Here is a 17,855-nt window from a genome sequence, read left to right as displayed (position 1 = left end):
GTCAGTCCCGCCGCGGCGGGTTCGCCACGTCGCGCGAGATGACCTCGCCCTTCTCGTCGACCCAGCCCTTCGGCCGGGCCGGGTTGCCGGCCACCAGCTGGTACGGCGCCACGTCGCGGGTCACCACGGACCCGGCGGCGATCATCGCGTACTCGCCGACCTCGATACCGCAGACCAGCGTCGCGTTGGCGCCGATGGAGGCGCCCCGGCGGACGAGCGTCGGCGTGATGGTCCAGTCCGGGTTCTGCGCCCGGGGTCGGAAGTCGTTGGTGAAGACGGCGCTGGGGCCCACGAAGACCTCGTCCTCGATGGTGACACCCTGGTAGACCGAGACGTTGTTCTGGATCTTGACGCGGTCGCCGACCGTGACGTTCGCGTCGACGTACACGTTGCGGCCGATGACGCAGCCGGCGCCGACCCGCGCGCTCGACCGGATGTGGGCCAGGTGCCAGACCTTGGTGCCGTCGCCCACCCTGGCGCCGTCCTCCACGTCGGCCGTCGGGTGCACGAAGACGGAAGCGGACCGGTCGTTGCTGTCAGTCATCTCAACTCACATCGTCACAGGGCGCGCCGCCGCGCCGTCGGTGCCGGGGTGACCACGGCGGCTGACCGCCGCGTGCCCGTCCCGGCCGGGACCACCCGGACGCCCCGGGCATCGGATCCGGCGCGCGGGCACGACGCAGCATATCGACCGCCGCGGGGCGTGGCCGCGACACCGGGGCGGCCGCGGGCCGCGCCCCGCATGGTGGCCGGTGCGCCGTCGGGGGCCTTTCCGGCGGGCCGGTTCGCGCGTACACCCGCGCTCGCGCGTTCGCAGCCGGCATGCTCGGGGGAGGGCTCGCGGAGGGATGGCGATGCAGAGCTACGACGACGACTGGACCGACGGCCAGCGAGCCGTCTACGACGAGTGCTACCGGGCCGGCGGCGAGTGGGCCGCTGACCCGGACACCGCGGCCGAGGACGTCCAGTACGTGATCAACCTCGGGCAGGCGGACGACGACACGTTCACCGACGCCGAGATCGACTACGCCCCCCTGGTCGACGCCGTCACCCAGGCGACCGGCGAGAACGTGACGAGCGTGCCGGCCAGCCACGAGGACCCCGGGTTCCGTGGCTTCGTCGACGGGGTCCACGACGCCGTGTCGGACGACGTCTTCGGCCTCTGACCCCGGCACGCCGCGCGCGGTGGGGCGACAGCGTCCCCCGCGGCGTCCGCCCGCGCCCTCGGCGGCGGCCGGACCGTGCGGCCCCGACGCGACCTGCCCGATCCGCTCCGACTTCCCGGGACGACCGGGGACTCCCGGTCGGCGCGCCCGTCTGCCACGATGCGGGGACAGTGGATCGAGGGACGGAGGCAGGGGTGCGGATCCTCCTGGTCGAGGACGATCGTCGGGTGGCCGCCGCGCTGTCGTCCGCGCTGACCCGGCGCGGCTACCAGGTGGAGCACGCCGCCACCGCGGAGGCCGCGCTCTCGGCCGCGCCCTGCGACCTGGTGCTGCTCGACCTGACCCTGCCGGACGGGGACGGCACCGACCTGTGCCGGGAGCTGCGTCGGCGCAGCAGTCAGCTGGGCATCATCGCGGTCACCGCCCGGGGTGAGGAGCGGGACCGGGTGCTCGGCCTTCGACTCGGCGCCGACGACTACGTGGTGAAGCCGTTCTCGATGGTCGAGTTGCAGGCCCGCATCGAGGCGGTGCTGCGTCGTACCGCGCAGGCCGTGCCGGAGCGGAACCTGATCGAGGCCGGGGCGGTCCGCATCGACGTCGCCGCGCGGACGGTGAGCGTCGCCGGCCGGGAGGTGACCCTCACCCGCAAGGAGTTCGACGTCCTGCTCTCCCTGGCCCGGCAGCCCGGGGTGGCGGTGCCGCGCGACCGCATCCTGCTCGACGCGTGGGGCACCACCTGGACCGACCGGCACACCGTCGAGGTGCACATCGGGTCGCTGCGCGGCAAGCTCGGCAACCCCGGGCTGGTGGAGACCGTGCGGGGCATCGGCTACCGGCTGCGGAGCGAGTGAGGTGGGTCGGTGCGTCGTCGGCTGGTGATCAGCTACCTGCTGCTCATGGTGCTGGTCCTCATCGCGCTGGAGACCCCGCTCGCGATCACCCTCACCACCCGGGAGACCGACCGCGTCCGGGCCGACCGGCTCGCCGACGCCACCCGGTTCGCCTCGCTCGCCGGCCCGGCGCTGCGCGGCGGCAGCGTCGGCCCACTCGAGAGCGAGCTGCGCAGCTACGACGAGCTCTACGGCATCGGGGCGGCCGTGGTCGACCGGGACCGGAACACGGTGGTCGCCTCGGCGAGCTGGCAGGCCGCCGCGGGCACGCCGGAGGCGTTGGACGCCGCCCTCGCCGGCCAGCAGGTCACCGGCCCCGCCTCGGTGTGGCCGTGGGTGGACGGGCCGGTGGTGGTCGGGGTGCCGATCAACGACGGCGGCGAGGTGCTGGGCGCGGTCGTCACCGTCAGCCCCGCCACCGCCGTGCGCCGCACGGTCACGGCCTGGTGGCTGCTGCTCGCCGGTATCGGTCTGCTCGCCGTGCTGGCCTGCGTGCTGACCGCGTTCGGGCTGGCCGGGTGGGTGCTGCGCCCGGTCACCGAGCTGGACGCGGTCACCCACGAGATCACCGAGGGTGACCGCGACGCCCGGGTGCAGCACCACCTCGGCCCACCCGAGCTGCGCCGGCTCATGGCCAGCTTCAACACGATGGCCGACGCGGTGTCCGATGTGATGGACCGCCAACGCGCCTTCGTGGCGCACGCCAGCCACCAGCTCCGCAACCCCCTGACGGCGCTACGCCTGCGGGTCGAGGAGCTCGGCCCGAGCCTCACCGACCCGCAGGGGCGGGCCGAGCACCGACTCGCCCTGGAGGAGACCGACCGGCTCGCGCTGGTGCTCGACGCGCTGCTCACCCTCGCCCGCGCCGAGCGTCAGGAGAACGAGCGGGTGACCGTCGACGCGGCCGAGGTGGCCGCGTCCCGGGTGGCCGCGTGGCGGCCGCTGGCCCGGCACCGCTCGGTCACGCTCGGCCTGGTCACGACCGACGCGCCGGCCTACGCCCGGACCGTGCCGACCGCCGTCGACCAGGCCCTCGACGCGCTCATCGACAACGCGGTCAAGTTCAGCGGGGCCGGCGGAGAGGTGTCGGTGACCGTGGCCGCCCGCGACGGCGGCGTGGCGCTGGAGGTCCGCGACAACGGTCCGGGGATGACCGAGAGTCAGCTCGGTCAGGCGACGGAGCGCTTCTGGCGGGCGCCGGACGTGCAGAACATGGAGGGTGCCGGGCTCGGCCTGACCATCGCGGCCGTGCTGGTCGACGCCTCGGACGGCCGGCTCACGATGCGGACGGGCACGCCCCGCGGGCTGGTCGCCGGCCTCTGGTTCCCCGGTCCGGACAGCGAGCCGGAGCCCGACCCCACCGGAGCGGACCTCGCGCCGCCGCGGTCGCCGGCCGTTGCCGGCTGAGTGCCCGGCGCCCCGGTCAGGGCTTCGCGGCGCGGTACCAGACCGAGGCACCCGGGTGCAGCGGCAGCGGGGAGGTGGCGATCGCCGAGCGGGGGCTCATCCGGCCGGCCGCCGGGTGCGCCGCCGCCAGCTCCGAGCGGCGCTCCATGAGCAGTCGCGTCACGTCCCGGACCAGCCGCTCCGGCAGGTCCGGGCGGACGATCAGGAAGTTCGGGTTGGCGACGGTGGTGACGGGCTCCACCCCGTACACCGACCGGGGGATGTCCCGGGAGACGTACACCTCCCCGTAGCGCCCCCGCAGCGGCTCGGTCCACTCACCGAGGTCCACGATCCGGGTCGGGCTGCCTTGCGCCAGGTCGGCGATGGCCCGCACCGGCAGGCCGCCGGAGAAGAAGAACGCGTCGATCCGGCCGGAGCGCAGGGCGGCCACCGACTCGTCCAGATTGAGGCGGGTGCGGCGGACCCCGTCACCGCCCAGCCCGGCCACGTCGAGCAGCCGGTTGGCCGTGATTTCCGTGCCGGAACCGGCCGCGCCCACCGAGACCCGCCGGCCGCTCAGGTCGGCGACCGTACGCACCGGCCCGCCGGCGGACGCGACGAGGTGCAGCTGGTCGTCGTAGACCCGGGCGATCGCGGCCACCCGTGGGTCCGCGCCCGGGCCGGTGGGCAGCACGTCGGCCTGCGTGAAGCCGAGCTCGGCCTGGCCGGCGGCGACGAGCCGCACGTTCTCCGCGGAGGCGGCCGTGACCACCACGCTGGCGCGCACCCCGGGCAGCTCCCGGTTGAGGATCGCGGCCAGCGACTCGCCGAAGGCGTGGTAGACCGCCGTCGGGCTGCCGGTGGCGATCCGGATCGTCACCGGCTCGTCCGGCCGGTCCCGGCACCCGGTGAGGCCGGCGGCCACGGCCAGCAGCACCGTCAGCAGCGTCACGGACGGCGCGGCACGCCCCGGCCAGGTAGGACTCACGGGCTGCACTCTGCGCCCAGGATCGGGGCCGCGCAACCCCCGCCGCTCGCAGGCGTCGCTGGACTTTCGGCTGGATGTTGCCCGGCGCTCACCGCCGTGTGACCACCGTGGCCGGTCGGGCGGGATTCAGCCGGTCGGGGCGAAGCGGCTGCGGTAGGCCCGCGGCGAGAGCCCGGTGGTGCGTTTGAAGGCGACGCTCAGGGCGCTCTCCGAGCCGTACCCGACCGCGCGGGCGATGGTGGAGAGGGTGTCGTCGCCGCGGCGGATCCGGTCGGCGGCGAGTTCGATCCGCCAGCCGGTGAGGTACTCCAGCGGGCCGCGGCCGACGATCTCCTTGAACCGGGCGGCGAGCGTGGAGCGAGACACCGCGGCGACGCGGGCGAGCTCGGCCACGGTCCAGGGCTGCGCGGGCCGGGCGTGCATGGCCCGCAGCGCGGGGGCGAGCACCGGATCGGCCAGGCCGGCCAGCCAGCCGCAGGAGCCGGTGCGGGTGAGGTGCAGGCGCAGGATGCGGATCAGCATGACCTGGGCGAGGTGCTCGGCGACCAGCGTGCCGGCCAGTGGCGCCGTCCGCAGCTCGGTGTCGATCTCCCCGATCGCCCAGCGCACGGTCGCCGCCTCCGGTGTCGCGGCGGGCACGTGGACGACCGGTGGCAGCGCGTCGAGGAGCAGGGCGCGGGCTCGCCCGGTGAAGGAGAACGACCCGCCGATGAGGAGCACGTCGTCGCCGGTTCCGGCGCGGGCCACGCCGTCGACGGCCTCGGCGAAGAGCGGCCCGGCGGGTTCGGTCGGCGCGTCCAGGTCGCTGGCGAGCGTGAACGCCGAGGGCCGGGTGAGCAGGAAGCAGTCGCCCTCGGCCAGGTCCACCGGGTCGGGCACACCGTCGACCCGCAACAGGCAGCCGCCCCGCCGGACGGCGTTGAACTTGACGCCGGCCGGCGGATCGAAGCGGACGGCCCAGCGACCTCCGCCCGCCAGCGCGGCGGAGAGGTGGCTGGTCGCGCCGAGCAGCGCGAGCACGTCCTCCAACGGATCCACGACTCGCTCCCTCTGGACTCTCACTAAAGACCGGCGGACCTCAGACTACAGACAGTCCGGATGATCGTTCGTAGCGTGGATGTCATGACCGCTGAGACTCGACTCACGACCCCGTTCACCGCCCGCACCACCGCCGCCGAGATCCTCGACGGCGTGGACCTCACCGGCCGCCGGATGATCGTCACCGGCGGCGCCTCCGGCATCGGCACCGAGACCGTCCGCGCCCTGGCCGGCGCCGGCGCGCAGGTCACCGTCGCCACCCGCGATCCGGCGGCCGCCGCCGACCTGGTGGCCGAGTTCGCCGGGCCGGGACCCGGCGCCGTACGGGCGGCCGCCCTCGACCTGGCCGACCTGGCCTCGGTCGACGCCTTCGTCGCGGCCTGGGAGGGGCCGCTGCACGCGCTGGTCGCCAACGCCGGGGTGATGGCGATCCCGACCCGCCGGCTCACCCCGCAGGGCTGGGAACTTCAGCTCGGCACCAACTATCTCGGCCACTTCGCGCTCGTGCGCGGTCTGCACGACACCCTGCGCGCCGCCGGCTCGGCGCGGGTGGTGATCGTCAGCTCCGGGGCGCACCTGCGCGAGGCGTTCGACTTCGACGACCCGCAGTTCGCGCGGCAGCCGTACGACCCGTGGTCGGCGTACGGCCGGTCGAAGACCGCGGACGTCCTGCTCGCCGTGGGTATCGCCCGCCGATGGGCCGCCGACGGCATCACCGCCAACGCCCTGAACCCGGGCTACATCAACACCAACCTCCAGCGCCACATGGACGACGAGACCCTGCGGGCGTTCGGGGTGCTGGACGAGGCGGGCAACCGGATCGACCTGCCGTACTACAAGACGCCCGCCCAGGGCGCCGCCACGTCCGTGCTGCTGGCGGCCTCGCCGCTGCTCGACGGAGTCACCGGCCGGTACTTCGACGACAACCAGGAGGCCGGAATGGTGGCCGGCGGCCCCGAGGCGACCGGCGGCGTGGCCGCGCACGCCGTGGACCAGGCCGCGGCCGACCGCCTCTGGGCGTACGCGGAGGCGGCCCTCACGTCCCGCTGACCCGGACGGCCGGCCCGGTCAGGCGGATTCGGCGGCGGGCGCGGGGCTCAGCGTGGTGTGCCGCAGAATCCGGTGCCGGTCCGGCCCGTCGGCCACGCTGACCAGGAAACAGCCCGTGCCCGGCCGGAGCTCCGCCGGCACCCCGAGCAGGGCGGCGCTGCGGATCAGCACGGCGGCCAGCTCCCGATCGGTGAGCCGTACGCCCAGGATGTGCCGGCGGACGTGCCGGCCACCGGCGAGCAGCGCCGAGCGCCAGGCCGCCGCCGCGAGCCGGGGCACCCAGACCCGGCGGGGAGTGGACGCGCCCGGTACCGGCGCGGAGAGCAGCTCCCGGCGCCCCTGCCACCATCCGGCCTCCACGAGATGCGTGTAACGCGACCGGTGCGCGGCGGGCACCCGGAGCCGGTGCAGCTCGTAGCGGCGGCGCAGCCCGCCGACGGCCGTCTCGTGCTCGACCGGGACGTCCAGCCGCTCCAGCAGCTGCCGCATCCGCTGGGCGGCGTCCTCCCGGTTGAACTCGACCACCGGCGACGGGTGCGCGCCCGCCCCGCGCTGCGGGCGCGGGCCGGCCGGTGGTGGCATGCAGCGCAGCAGACAGGCGGCCTCGAACGCGTCGGCCAGGGTGAGCCAGTCGAGCGGAGGCGGCGTCGATGGGCGACGTGGCCGGTCGAGCAGGGCGGGTTCGCGGGCCAACGAAGGCACTCCCTTGTCGGAGTCGGGGTTCTCCTACCGTGGCCCGTGCACCCCCGACGCGGAACCGATCCGGCCCAGCCTTGAGGAAATCTTGCGCACGCCCCTACAGCTGGGTGACCACGAGATCCACCTGGCGTGGTCGTCCGGCCGGCGCCGGCTGCTCCACCACCGTGTGCTTCAGGTCCCGCACCGCCGCGATCAGTTCGTCGACGGTGCGCGGTCGGGCCCCGGAGAGCAGCAGATCGCGGACCAGCCGGCCCTTGGTCGCCTTGTTGAAGTGGCTGACCACCGAGCGGACCGGAACCCCGTCGACCTCGCGCTCGTGCAGCACCCGCACGGTCAGCGTTCGGGCCGCCAGCTCACCCCGCGGCGTCCAGGTGGCGGCGTACGCGCCGGAGCGCAGGTCGAGCACGGGCCCGTCGCCCGCCGCGCCGGTCAGCTCCGGCGCCAGCCGTCCCCGCCAGTACGCCCCGAGCGCGCCCGGGCCGGGCAGCCTCGCCCCGATGGGGCAGCGGTAGGGCGGGATGCGGTCGGTGAGGCGTACCACGCCCCAGAGCCCGGAGCTGACCAGCACACAGCGGTGGGCGGCCCGCGTCGCGGCCGGGGGCAGCGACGCGAGATCCAGGGCCTCGTAGAGGACGCCGGTGTAGATCCGTGCGGCGGGCGCGCTGGCCGCCACCCGCAGCCGCGCGTTGCGCCGCACCTCGTCGCGCTGGCCCTCGCTGAGCCCGAGCACGGCCCGGGCCGCGGCCTCGTCCGGCCCGGCGCAGAGCGCGACCAGGGCGGAGAGCACCTCCTCGCGGGCCGGGGTCAGCCCCGGCAGGGAGAGTCGGGCCAGGTCCAGCCGCCGGCCGGTGCCGGCGTCGGCCTTCCCCTCTGAGGGCGGCAGCAGGATGAGCACCCGGTGGAATCTACCGCCAGGGCCGCACCGGGGTCTCCGGGTGGTAGACGCGGTAACCGCCCACGTCGCGTACCGGGGTGGTGCCGGCGCGATCCCCGAGCAGCCGCAGCAGCCGGTGCTCCGCCGCCGAACCGGCCTCGACCACGTAGCCGGGGCGGTCCGCCCGGCCCACCTGCCGCCAGTAGGGCAGGTACCGGTTCTGCCCCGGTGTGAGGTTGGCGTCGAGCACCCCGCAGACCACCTCCTCGGCGGTGTTGAAGACCAGCCGGTTGCAGATCCAGTAGTCCCCGTACACCTCGTGCGGCCCGTCGGCGCGCAGCGCGGCGGCCAGGTCCCGGGCCTCGCGCTCCTCGACGCGGGACGCCTCCAGGCCGGTGGTGGCGAACTGCACGGTCACCACCGCGCTGGTCGCGGCCAGGCCCGCCAGCAGGACGGTGGCCACCGCGCCGGTCAGCCGGCCGAGCACCCCCACGGTCCCCCGCCAGCAGGCCACCGCGGCCAGCCAGAGTGGCCACAGCACCGCCGGCAGGGAGATCTGGAGCACCGACAGGTACCGCGCGTTGCCCAGCGGGTCGATGGCGGACAGCGGGCTGCGCACGTACGACAGCAGGGTCAGCGCCGCGCCGAGGAGCAGCGCGAGATGGGCGACGGGGCCGACCCGGACCTGGCGCGGTGCCGCCGCGGCGCGGCGGTAGAAGACGAGCGCGAGGGCCGCGGCGACGACGAGCAGCGCCGGGTAGACCGGCCCGAACCACTCCTGCCAGCGGGCGCACCCACCGATCGGGCACAGCCCACTGGCCAGGGGAATCCCCTCCAGCACCCCGCCCTGGAGGCGATCGTGCCACGGCGGCGACGGCCCCGCGCGCGTGCTGATCTCCCGGAACACCGACAGGGAGTCCTCACCGGCGGGCGCCACGAGGTTGTCCCGGATCATCGGGGCGACCCCGAGCGCGAAGCCCGCCACCAGCAGCCCACCCGCCCAGCCGAGCAGCTCCCGGCGGGCCGCGTAGAGCAGCAGCAGCGCGGCCACGACCAGGTACGGCACGATCAGCCAGTCCGACCAGAGCGCCAGGCCGGCGAGCAGCCCGAACAGCCCGATGGCCAGCCGGCGGCGGCGGATGGTGCCGGCGGCGAGCCCCACCCCGATCAGCAGCATGAGCAGCACCGCCGGCTTGACCTCCGGCCGGCCGCCGACCACGGTCAGCTGGTCACGGACCACGCGCTCCGGGCCGAGCGCCAGAAGGCCCACCACGAACGTGGCGAACCACGGCGAGCAGATCCGCCGGGTGAGGCGGTGGATCAGGTAGAGAAAGACCGCGTAGAGGACGAGCATGGGCAGCCGCAGCACCGACCAGCTCGGCCCGGCCAGCGCGATCAGCGGCGCGGCGAGGTACGACTCCAGCATCCCCATGTAGCGCTGGCCGTAGAGGAACACCGGGTGCTCCCGGCCCTGCGCGATGTGCAGGGCGGCCAGGCCGAAGGTGGCCTCGTCACTGTTCGACACGGGCACCGTGAGCAGCGTCAGGACGAGCCGGTACCCGACGCCGGCCAGCCCGAGCAGCAGCGCGACCAGCGCCGGCCGGTCGAGCCGCGGACGCCACCGCCCACGGTGCTGCACTGGTTGCGACACGACCACGCCCCCGTCGTCGTCCCGACCGGAGTGTTTCACGCCGCGCGGTGCGGGCGGGGTGGATCGCGGCAGACCGGCTCGACGAAGATCGCCTCGCGTGGCCGCGACCGCGCCCGTGTGGCAGGGTGTCACCGTGCCACCGACTCCCGCCGGCCAGTTGGCCGTCCCGCGCCTGCACCGGGCCGCGCGGATCGAGGACGCCGTGCACCAGTTCGTGGAGCGTCGCCTGCGGCGCACCGGCTGGCGGATCAACATCGTCGCCTACACCGGCTACGGTGCGCCGAGCTGGGTGCGGGTGCTGTGCCGGGTGCTCCTGGGCCGCCCGGACACCCGCCAGCGGGCCCGGCTGGAGAAGGTCCGCGGCTGGCGGAGCTTCACCACCCTGCCGGCCAAGCACGTCACGGTCAGCATCGAGGCCGGCGGGGTGCGGCACGAGGCCCGCACCGACCGCAGCGGCTTCATCGACACACTGGTCGAGGCGGAGCTGCCGCCGGGCTGGGGGTCGGTCCGGCTCAGCATGCCGGACACCGAGCCGGTCGAGGCGCCGGTGCGGATTCTCGACCCGGCCGTCCGCTTCGGCATCCTCTCCGACATCGACGACACGGTGATGGTGACAGCGTTGCCCCGGCCGCTGCTGGCCGCCTGGAACACGTTCGTCCTCGACGAGCACGCCCGGGCCGCCGTGCCCGGGATGGCGGTGCTCTACGAGCGGCTGGTCACGGCGCATCCCGGCGCGCCCGTCTTCTACCTCTCGACCGGGGCGTGGAACGTGGCGCCCACGCTCACGCGGTTCCTGTCCCGGCACCTGTACCCGGCCGGTCCGCTGCTGCTCACCGACTGGGGCCCGACGGCGGACCGGTGGTTCCGCAGCGGCCAGGAACACAAGCGGGTCACCCTGGCCCGGCTGGCCCGGGAGTTCCCCCACGTGCGCTGGCTGCTGGTCGGCGACGACGGCCAGCACGACCAGGAGATCTACCGGGAGTTCGCGGCGGCCCACCCGGAGAACGTCGCCGGGGTGGCGATCCGCCAGCTCTCGCCCGCCCAGGCGGTGCTGGCCGGCGGCCTGCCGGCCCCGCACGGGCGCCCGCTGGAGGGGCCGGTGGGGCAGAAGTGGTTCTCCGCCCCGGACGGCGCGGGCCTGTGGAAGCTGCTGCACGAGGCCGACCTGGTCTGAGCTGACCTCCGCGCGCGGGCACGCCCGACCCGCGGGATCCGTCACCGAGGGCGCGGGTGGCCCGGACCGCCGGATCGGTTCGGCCGGGCCCCGGACGGCCAGCGTGCGGGACCAGTCGCCGGCGGCGCCGGGCGGCCGGGCCCGTGGGGGTCAGTCGCCGGCGGCGCCCGCCGGCCGGAGCCAGAGGACGCCGAGCGGCGGCACCCGCAGCGACGCCGAGGCGACCAGGCCGTGCCACGGGACGTCCTCGGCGTGCACCTCGCCGAGGTTGCCGACCCCGGAGCCGCCGTAGTGGTGGGCGTCGGTGTTGAGCACCTCCCGCCACGTCCCGCCCGCCGGTAGCCCGACCCGGTAGTCGTGCAGCGGCAGCGCCGAGAAGTTCGCGACGCACACCAGGGTCGACCCGTCCGGCGCGATCCGGACGAACGAGACCGTGTTGTTGGCGACGTCGTCCCCGGCGATCCAGCGGAAGCCGGCCGGGTCGGTGTCCTGCGCCCAGAGCGCCGGGGTGTCCCGGTAGACGCGGTTCAGGTCACCGACCAGCCGCTGGACACCGGCGCGCGCCGGATCGTGCGTCAGGTACCAGTCGAGCCCGCGCTCCTCGCTCCACTCCCGGTCGTCGGCCAGCTCGCAGCCCATGAAGAGCAGCTGCTTGCCCGGGTGCGCCCACATGTACGCCAGCAGCGCCCGCACGTTCGCGAGCTTCTGCCAGGTGTCGCCGGGCATCTTGCCGACCAGCGAGCCCTTGCCGTGCACCACCTCGTCGTGGCTGATCGGCAGCACGTAGTTCTCGCTCCAGGCGTACGCCAGGGAGAACGTGAGCTGGTGGTGATGGTGCTGACGGTAGATCGGGTCCTTCGAGGTGTAGAGCAGGGTGTCGTGCATCCAGCCCATGTTCCACTTGAATCCGAAGCCGAGCCCCCCGCCGGAGGTCGGCCGGGTCACGCCCGGCCACGCGGTCGACTCCTCGGCGACCATCAGCACCCCCGGGTGGTGCTTGTAGACGGTCGCGTTGACCTCCTGGAGGAAGGCGATCGCCTCCAGGTTCTCCCGGCCGCCGTACTGGTTCGGCGCCCACTGGCCCTCCTGCCGGGAGTAGTCCAGGTAGAGCATCGAGGCGACCGCGTCCACCCGCAGCCCGTCGACGTGGAACTCCTCCAGCCAGTAGAGCGCGTTCGCCACGAGGAAGTTGCGCACCTCGCGGCGGCCGAAGTCGAAGACGTACGTGCCCCAGTCGGGGTGCTCGCCCCGACGCGGGTCGGGGTGCTCGTAGAGCGGGGTGCCGTCGAAGCGCGCGAGCGCCCACTCGTCGCGCGGGAAGTGCGCGGGCACCCAGTCGAGGATCACCCCGATGCCGGCGCGGTGCAGCCGGTCCACCAGGTGACGGAAGTCGTCCGGGTCGCCGAAGCGGGACGTCGGCGCGTAGTAGCCGGTGACCTGGTAGCCCCACGAACCGCCGAACGGGTGCTCCATCACCGGCAGGAACTCGACGTGCGTGAACCCGAGCTCCGTGACGTACGCGGTGAGCTCCTCGGCCAGCTCCCGGTAGCCGAGGCCGGGCCGCCACGACCCGAGGTGCACCTCGTAGACGCTCATCGGCTCCTGGTACGGCCGCCGCCGGCGCCGCTGCTCCAGCCACGCCGCGTCGGACCACTCGTACGTCGACCGGTGCACCACCGAGGCGGTGGCCGGCGGCACCTCGGCGTACGCCGCGAGCGGATCGGCCTTGTCCCGCCAGTGGCCGTCGGCGCCGAGCACCCGGTACTTGTAGCGGGCCCCCGCCGACACCCCCGGCACGAAGATCTCCCACACGCCCGTCGAGCCGAGGGAGCGCATCGGCCAGCCGTCGTCCGGCGCCCAGCCGGTGAACTCGCCGACCACCCGCACGCCGCGAGCGTTCGGCGCCCACACCGCGAACGCCACACCCTCGTCGAAGACCCGCGCGCCGAGCGCCTCCCAGAGCCGCTCGTGCCGGCCCTCGCCGATCAGGTGCAGGTCCAGCTCGCCCAGGGTGGGCGGGTACCGGTAGGGGTCGTCGGTCACGACGCCGTCGACCTCGACGCGGTAGTCGAGCACGGTGCCCGGCACGGTCGCCTCGAAGACGCCGGCGTCGTGGACCCGCTTCATCGGGTGGCGCTCGCCGTCGACCAGCGCCGCGACGTCACCCGCGCCGCGCCGCAGCGTACGCAGGGTGGTCCGCCCCTGCGCGGGGTGCGCGCCCAGCACGGCGTGCGGGTCGTGGAGGTGGCCGGCGATCAGCTCGTCCATCGGTCGTCGTCCTTCTGGGCGGGGGTGGTCGGGGCGGTGCCGCCCGAGAGGTCGTCGGGGACGGCCTCGGTGGTCAGCTTCACCGGGCCGGCCGGGACGGCGGCCGGCTCCTCGGCCGGGACCGGGCGGCGCACGGTCAGCACGTGCGCCGGTTGCAGGTAGGGGTCGAGCCGCACCGCGTTGCGCTGCCCCCAGTCGTAGCTGGTGCCGGTCAGCTCGTCGTGCACGGTGAACCGCTCGTGCCAGTCGAAGCCGAGCGCCGGCATGTCCAGCGTCGTGTTGCCCCACTGCACCTCGTGCGGGTCGAACGAGCACACGACGATGACCGTGTCGCCGGTGTCGGCGTCGCGTTTGGACCAGCAGAGCAGCGCGGGGTTGTCGATGTCGTGGAAGCGCAGGTTGCGCAGCCCGCGCAGGGCCCGGTTGCCCTTGCGCACCCGGTTGAGGGTGGCGATGAAGGGGGCCAGGGAGCGGCCCTGCGCCTCCGCGCCGGCCCAGTCCCGGGGGCGCAGCTCGTACTTCTCGTTGTCCAGGTACTCCTCCGCGCCGGGGCGGGCGACGTGCTCGAAGAGTTCGTAGCCCGCGTACATGCCCCAGGACGGGGAGAGCAGCGCGGCCAGCACCGCCCGGATCTTGAACATCGGTGGGCCGCCGTGCTGGAGCGACTCGTGCAGGATGTCCGGCGTGTTCGGCCAGAAGTTCGGACGCATGTAGTCGGCGGCCGCGACCAGCTCCTCGCAGTAGGACCGCATCTCCGCCGCGCTCGTGCGCCAGGTGAAGTACGTGTACGACTGGGTGAAGCCGATCTTGCCGAGGCCGTGCATGATCGCGGGACGGGTGAACGCCTCGGCGAGGAAGAGCACGTCCGGGTCGACCTTCTTCACCTCCCAGATCAGCCAGTGCCAGAAGTCGAACGGCTTCGTGTGCGGGTTGTCCACCCGGAAGATCCGGATGCCCTCGCCGACCCAGTGCCGCACCACCCGCAGGATCTCTGCCCGGATCCCCTCCGGGTCGTTGTCGAAGTTCAGCGGGTAGATGTCCTGATACTTCTTCGGCGGGTTCTCCGCGTACGCGATCGACCCGTCCGCCCGGGTGGTGAACCACTCCGGGTGCTCGCGGACCCACGGATGGTCCGGCGCGCACTGCAACGCCAGGTCCATCGCCACCTCCAGGCCCTGCTCGGCGGCGGCCGCGACGAAGTCCCGGAAGTCCTCCGCCGTGCCCAGGTCGGGGTGGATGGCGTCGTGGCCACCCTCCTCGGCGCCGATCGCCCACGGCGAGCCGACGTCGTCGGGCCCGGCCGTCAGCGAGTTGTTGCGGCCCTTGCGGTTGACCCGGCCGATCGGGTGGATCGGCGGCAGGTAGAGCACGTCGAAGCCCATCGCGGCGACGCCCGGCAGCCGGTCGGCCGCGGTGGCGAACGTGCCGGAGCGGGCCGGCGCGTCGACGGTGGCCGGGACCGCGCCCTCCGAGCGGGGGAAGAACTCGTACCAGGCGGAGAAGAGGGCCCGCTCGCGGTCCACCCAGAGCGTGTGCTCCGCGCCGGCCGTGACCAGCTCCCGCACCGGGTGGGCCCAGAGCAGGTCGGCCAGCTCCAGCGCCGGCGCGACCCGCCGCGACAGCTCCCGGTCGGTGTCCCGCAGCGCGGCGGCGGCCCGCGTCACCCGCTCCCGCTGCGCGGGCGGCACCAGCGGCGCGGCGGCGTCCAGCACCCGCGCGCCCTCGGCCAGGTCGTTGGCCAGCTCCGCCGGCCCCTGCCCGGCCGCGAGCTTCTTGCTGACCGCGTTCTGCCAGGTCAGGTAGGGGTCGTGGAACGCCTCGACGGCGAACCGCCACTCGCCGACCGAGTCCGGGCGGATCGTGGCGTGCCAGCGGTCCTGGCCCGGCTCGCCGGGCCGCATCCGGGTGAACGGGCGGGCCGCGCCGTCCGGACCGACCCAGACCACGTTGCAGCCGAGCGCGTCGTGCCCCTCCCGGTAGGCGCGCGCCGACACCGGCACCAGCTCGCCCACCACCGCCTTGGCCGGGTAGCGACCGCACGAGACGACGGGGGAGACGTCTTCGATCGGGAACCGTCCAGTCACCGGTTCAACCTACTGCGCGAGATCGCTTCGCGCTCGGTCAGCCGGCGGCGCCCACCGACCGGTAGACCTCCATCGTCCGGGCCGCGATCGTGTCCCACGAGAAGTGCTCCACGGCGCGGCGCCGCCCCGCCCGGCCGAACTCCGCGATGCGCTCCGGGTCGGCCAGCAGCTCGTTCAGCCGGGCCGCCAGGTCGGCGACGAAGCGGCCCGCGTCCAGCGGCCGGCCGGAGCCGTCGGTGGCCTGCTCGATGGGGACCAGCAGCCCCGTCTCGCCGTCGGCGACCACCTCGGGGATGCCCCCCGTCGCGGTGGCCACGACCGCCGTCTCGCAGGCCATCGCCTCCAGGTTGACGATGCCCATCGGCTCGTAGACCGACGGGCAGACGAAGACGGTGGCGTGCGTGAGCACCTGGATCACCTCGTGCTTGGGCAGCATCTCGGCCACCCAGACCACCCCGGAGCGGTTCGCCCGCAGCTCGGCGACCAGCCCCTCCACCTCGGCGGCGATCTCCGCGGTGTCCGGCGCGCCGGCCAGCAGCACCAGCTGGGTGTCGGCCGGCAGGTCGCGCGCCGCGCGCAGCAGGTAGGGCAGCCCCTTCTGCCGGGTGATCCGGCCGACGTAGACCACGCTGGGCAGCGCCGGGTCGACGCCGAGCCGGTCGAGCACGTCGGTGCCCTGGTCGGGCGCGTACTGCCGCGTGTCGATGCCGTTGTAGACCACCCGCACCCGCTCCGGGTCGACCTGCGGGTAGGCGGCGAGCACGTCCCGCCGCATCCCCTCGCTGACCGCGATCACCGCGTCGGCGGCCCCCACCGCCGTGCGCTCGCACCACGAGGAGAGCGAGTAGCCGCCGCCGAGCTGCTCGGCCTTCCAGGGCCGCAGCGGCTCCAGGCTGTGCGCGGTGACCACGTGCGGCACCCCGTGGAGCAGCTTCGCCGTGTGCCCGGCCAGGTTCGCGTACCAGGTGTGGCTGTGCACGACGTCCGTGCCGGCGCAGCCCGCGGCCATCTCCAGGTCGACGCCCATCGTCCGCAGCGCGGCGTTCGCCCCGGTCAGCCCGGGCGGCTCGGCGTACGCGGTGACGCCCGGCTCGTCGCGCGGCACGCCGAAGCAGTGCACCCGCACGTCGGCGAGGCGGCGCAACTCCCGGGCCAGGTACTCGACGTGCACGCCGGCCCCGCCGTAGACCTCCGGCGGGTACTCACGGGTGAGCAGATCGACGCGCAGCTGTCCGGTGGCGGGGGAGGAGTCGGTCATGCCCGCACCCTAGTGCAGAAGTCCGACCGTACGAGTGGTGAAGTTGCACGTGGGTGGTTAGCGTCTGACCATGGCTGCCAAGGTGCTCGCGATCGTCCTGGCCGGCGGAGAAGGCAAGCGCCTGATGCCGCTGACCGCGGACCGGGCCAAGCCGGCCGTCCCGTTCGGCGGGATGTACCGCATGGTCGATTTCGTCCTCTCCAACCTCGCCAACGCCGGCTATCTCAAGATCGTCGTGCTCACCCAGTACAAGTCGCACTCCCTGGACCGGCACATCACCAAGACCTGGCGGATGTCGACCCTGCTCGGCAACTACGTCACCCCCGTGCCGGCGCAGCAGCGCCGGGGGCCGTGGTGGTTCGCGGGCTCGGCGGACGCCATCTACCAGAGCTTCAACCTGATCAACGACGAGCAACCCGACTACGTGATCGTCTTCGGCGCCGACCACATCTACCGGATGGACCCCCGGCAGATGGTGGAGGACCACATCGCCTCCGGCGCCGGTGTCACGGTCGCCGGCATCCGCCAGCCCCTGTCGACGGCCGACCAGTTCGGCGTGATCGAGGTGGCCGAGGACGGACGGCGGATCCGGGCGTTCCGCGAGAAGCCCACCGACGCCGTCGGGCTGCCCGACGCCCCCGACCAGATCTACGCCTCGATGGGCAACTACGTCTTCACCACCAGGGCGCTCTGCGAGGCGGTGGAGCGCGACGCGGAGGACAAGACCAGCAAGCACGACATGGGCGGGAGCATCATCCCCATGCTGGTCGAGCGGGGCGAGGCCAACGTCTACGACTTCAAGGACAACGAGGTGCCCGGGAGCACCGACCGCGACCGCGGCTACTGGCGCGACGTCGGGACGCTCGACTCGTTCTACGACGCGCACATGGATCTGATCAACGTCCACCCGGTGTTCAACCTCTACAACTTCGAGTGGCCCATCTATACCGAGCAGCCGCCCTACCCGCCGGCGAAGTTCGTGCACCAGTGGGGCGAGCGGGTCGGCCGCGCGGTCGGCTCGATGGTCTCGCCCGGAGCGGTGATCTCCGGCTCGCTCGTGGAGAACTCGGTGGTCTCCCCGAAGGTCAAGGTGCACTCGTGGGCGCACGTCGACGGCGCGGTGCTCATGGAGGGCGTGGAGATCGGCCGGCACGCCGTGGTCCGGCGGGCGATCCTGGACAAGAACGTCTACGTCCCCGAGGGCGCCGAGATCGGGGTCGACCTGGAGAAGGACCGGCAACGCTATGTTGTCTCCGACAACGGGATCGTGGTGATCGGCAAGGGCCAGCGCGTCGAGCCGTGACGCCGCTCGCCGTACGCATGGAAGCG

The 17,855-nt window shown here is 74.0% G+C and carries 15 protein-coding genes; 6 read left to right on the top strand and 9 right to left on the bottom strand.

The genetic code is table 11. From position 1 onward, the window contains the following. Position 1 precedes the first annotated feature (1 nt). Positions 2-544, bottom strand: a complete 543-nt coding sequence (locus tag SM573_RS28975; RefSeq protein WP_474614902.1) for an acyltransferase — start codon at positions 542-544, stop codon at positions 2-4. A 310-nt stretch (positions 545-854) separates the two neighbouring features. Between SM573_RS28975 and SM573_RS28970 the strand changes: the two genes are divergently transcribed. The 3 genes from SM573_RS28970 to SM573_RS28960 all read left to right on the top strand — a co-directional run bounded on the left by SM573_RS28970 (position 855) and on the right by SM573_RS28960 (position 3,463). Continuing rightward, positions 855-1,166, top strand: coding sequence for a hypothetical protein (locus SM573_RS28970; RefSeq protein ID WP_474614903.1), 312 nt, complete (start codon positions 855-857; stop codon positions 1,164-1,166). Between the two features lie 194 nt (positions 1,167-1,360). Beyond that, complete coding sequence (locus tag SM573_RS28965; protein ID WP_474614904.1) at positions 1,361-2,017, top strand: response regulator transcription factor; 657 nt, start codon at positions 1,361-1,363, stop codon at positions 2,015-2,017. Positions 2,018-2,026: 9 nt separating this feature from the next. Next, positions 2,027-3,463 (top strand): sensor histidine kinase, encoded by a 1,437-nt coding sequence (locus tag SM573_RS28960; protein WP_474614905.1) that lies wholly within the window; start codon positions 2,027-2,029, stop codon positions 3,461-3,463. Positions 3,464-3,479: 16 nt separating this feature from the next. Here the strand turns inward: SM573_RS28960 and SM573_RS28955 are convergent, their stop codons facing one another. Continuing rightward, positions 3,480-4,388, bottom strand: coding sequence for a TAXI family TRAP transporter solute-binding subunit (locus tag SM573_RS28955; protein ID WP_474614931.1), 909 nt, complete (start codon positions 4,386-4,388; stop codon positions 3,480-3,482). Positions 4,389-4,556: 168 nt separating this feature from the next. Beyond that, positions 4,557-5,468 (bottom strand): cupin domain-containing protein, encoded by a 912-nt coding sequence (locus SM573_RS28950; RefSeq protein WP_474614906.1) that lies wholly within the window; start codon positions 5,466-5,468, stop codon positions 4,557-4,559. Between the two features lie 84 nt (positions 5,469-5,552). Here SM573_RS28950 and SM573_RS28945 point away from each other — a divergent pair, with 84 nt between their 5' ends. Further along, complete coding sequence (locus SM573_RS28945; protein WP_474614907.1) at positions 5,553-6,518, top strand: SDR family NAD(P)-dependent oxidoreductase; 966 nt, start codon at positions 5,553-5,555, stop codon at positions 6,516-6,518. Between the two features lie 18 nt (positions 6,519-6,536). Here SM573_RS28945 and SM573_RS28940 read toward each other — a convergent pair whose 3' ends face one another. The 3 genes from SM573_RS28940 to SM573_RS28930 form a co-directional block, all read right to left on the bottom strand. After that, positions 6,537-7,211 (bottom strand): hypothetical protein, encoded by a 675-nt coding sequence (locus SM573_RS28940; RefSeq protein ID WP_474614908.1) that lies wholly within the window; start codon positions 7,209-7,211, stop codon positions 6,537-6,539. A 103-nt stretch (positions 7,212-7,314) separates the two neighbouring features. Beyond that, positions 7,315-8,112 (bottom strand): peroxide stress protein YaaA, encoded by a 798-nt coding sequence (gene yaaA / locus SM573_RS28935; RefSeq protein WP_474614909.1) that lies wholly within the window; start codon positions 8,110-8,112, stop codon positions 7,315-7,317. A 10-nt stretch (positions 8,113-8,122) separates the two neighbouring features. Further along, positions 8,123-9,742 carry a hypothetical protein gene (locus SM573_RS28930; protein WP_474617496.1) on the bottom strand — a complete coding sequence of 540 codons (1,620 nt, stop codon included), beginning with the start codon at positions 9,740-9,742 and terminating at the stop codon, positions 8,123-8,125. 133 nt (positions 9,743-9,875) lie between these two features. On the opposite strand from SM573_RS28930, the gene SM573_RS28925 reads away from it, so the two are divergent. Beyond that, positions 9,876-10,916 carry an App1 family protein gene (locus SM573_RS28925; protein WP_474617495.1) on the top strand — a complete coding sequence of 347 codons (1,041 nt, stop codon included), beginning with the start codon at positions 9,876-9,878 and terminating at the stop codon, positions 10,914-10,916. A gap of 150 nt (positions 10,917-11,066) precedes the next feature. Here the strand turns inward: SM573_RS28925 and glgB are convergent, their stop codons facing one another. From glgB to glgA, 3 genes are read right to left on the bottom strand one after another with little or no spacing between them, the layout of a single operon-like run. Next, positions 11,067-13,184 (bottom strand): 1,4-alpha-glucan branching protein GlgB, encoded by a 2,118-nt coding sequence (glgB, locus tag SM573_RS28920; RefSeq protein ID WP_474617494.1) that lies wholly within the window; start codon positions 13,182-13,184, stop codon positions 11,067-11,069. After that, the gene (locus SM573_RS28915; RefSeq protein WP_474617493.1) at positions 13,172-15,268 is read right to left on the bottom strand and encodes an alpha-1,4-glucan--maltose-1-phosphate maltosyltransferase; all 2,097 of its coding nucleotides are present in this window, start codon (positions 15,266-15,268) and stop codon (positions 13,172-13,174) included. Before SM573_RS28915 ends, glgB begins: the two co-directional genes overlap by 13 nt. A gap of 37 nt (positions 15,269-15,305) precedes the next feature. Beyond that, on the bottom strand, positions 15,306-16,526 hold the full coding sequence (glgA, locus tag SM573_RS28910; RefSeq protein WP_474617492.1) for a glycogen synthase: 1,221 nt from the start codon (positions 16,524-16,526) through the stop codon (positions 15,306-15,308). Positions 16,527-16,596: 70 nt separating this feature from the next. On the opposite strand from glgA, the gene glgC reads away from it, so the two are divergent. After that, a complete protein-coding gene (gene glgC / locus SM573_RS28905) occupies positions 16,597-17,829 on the top strand; it encodes a glucose-1-phosphate adenylyltransferase (RefSeq protein WP_474614915.1) in 1,233 nt (410 codons plus the stop codon). The last annotated feature ends 26 nt before the right edge of the window (positions 17,830-17,855 follow it).

It is taken from the genome of Micromonospora xinjiangensis (genome assembly GCF_056150165.1).
The sequence above is the reverse complement of the archived record's forward strand: the minus strand, read 5'-3'. Positions and strand labels throughout refer to the sequence as shown.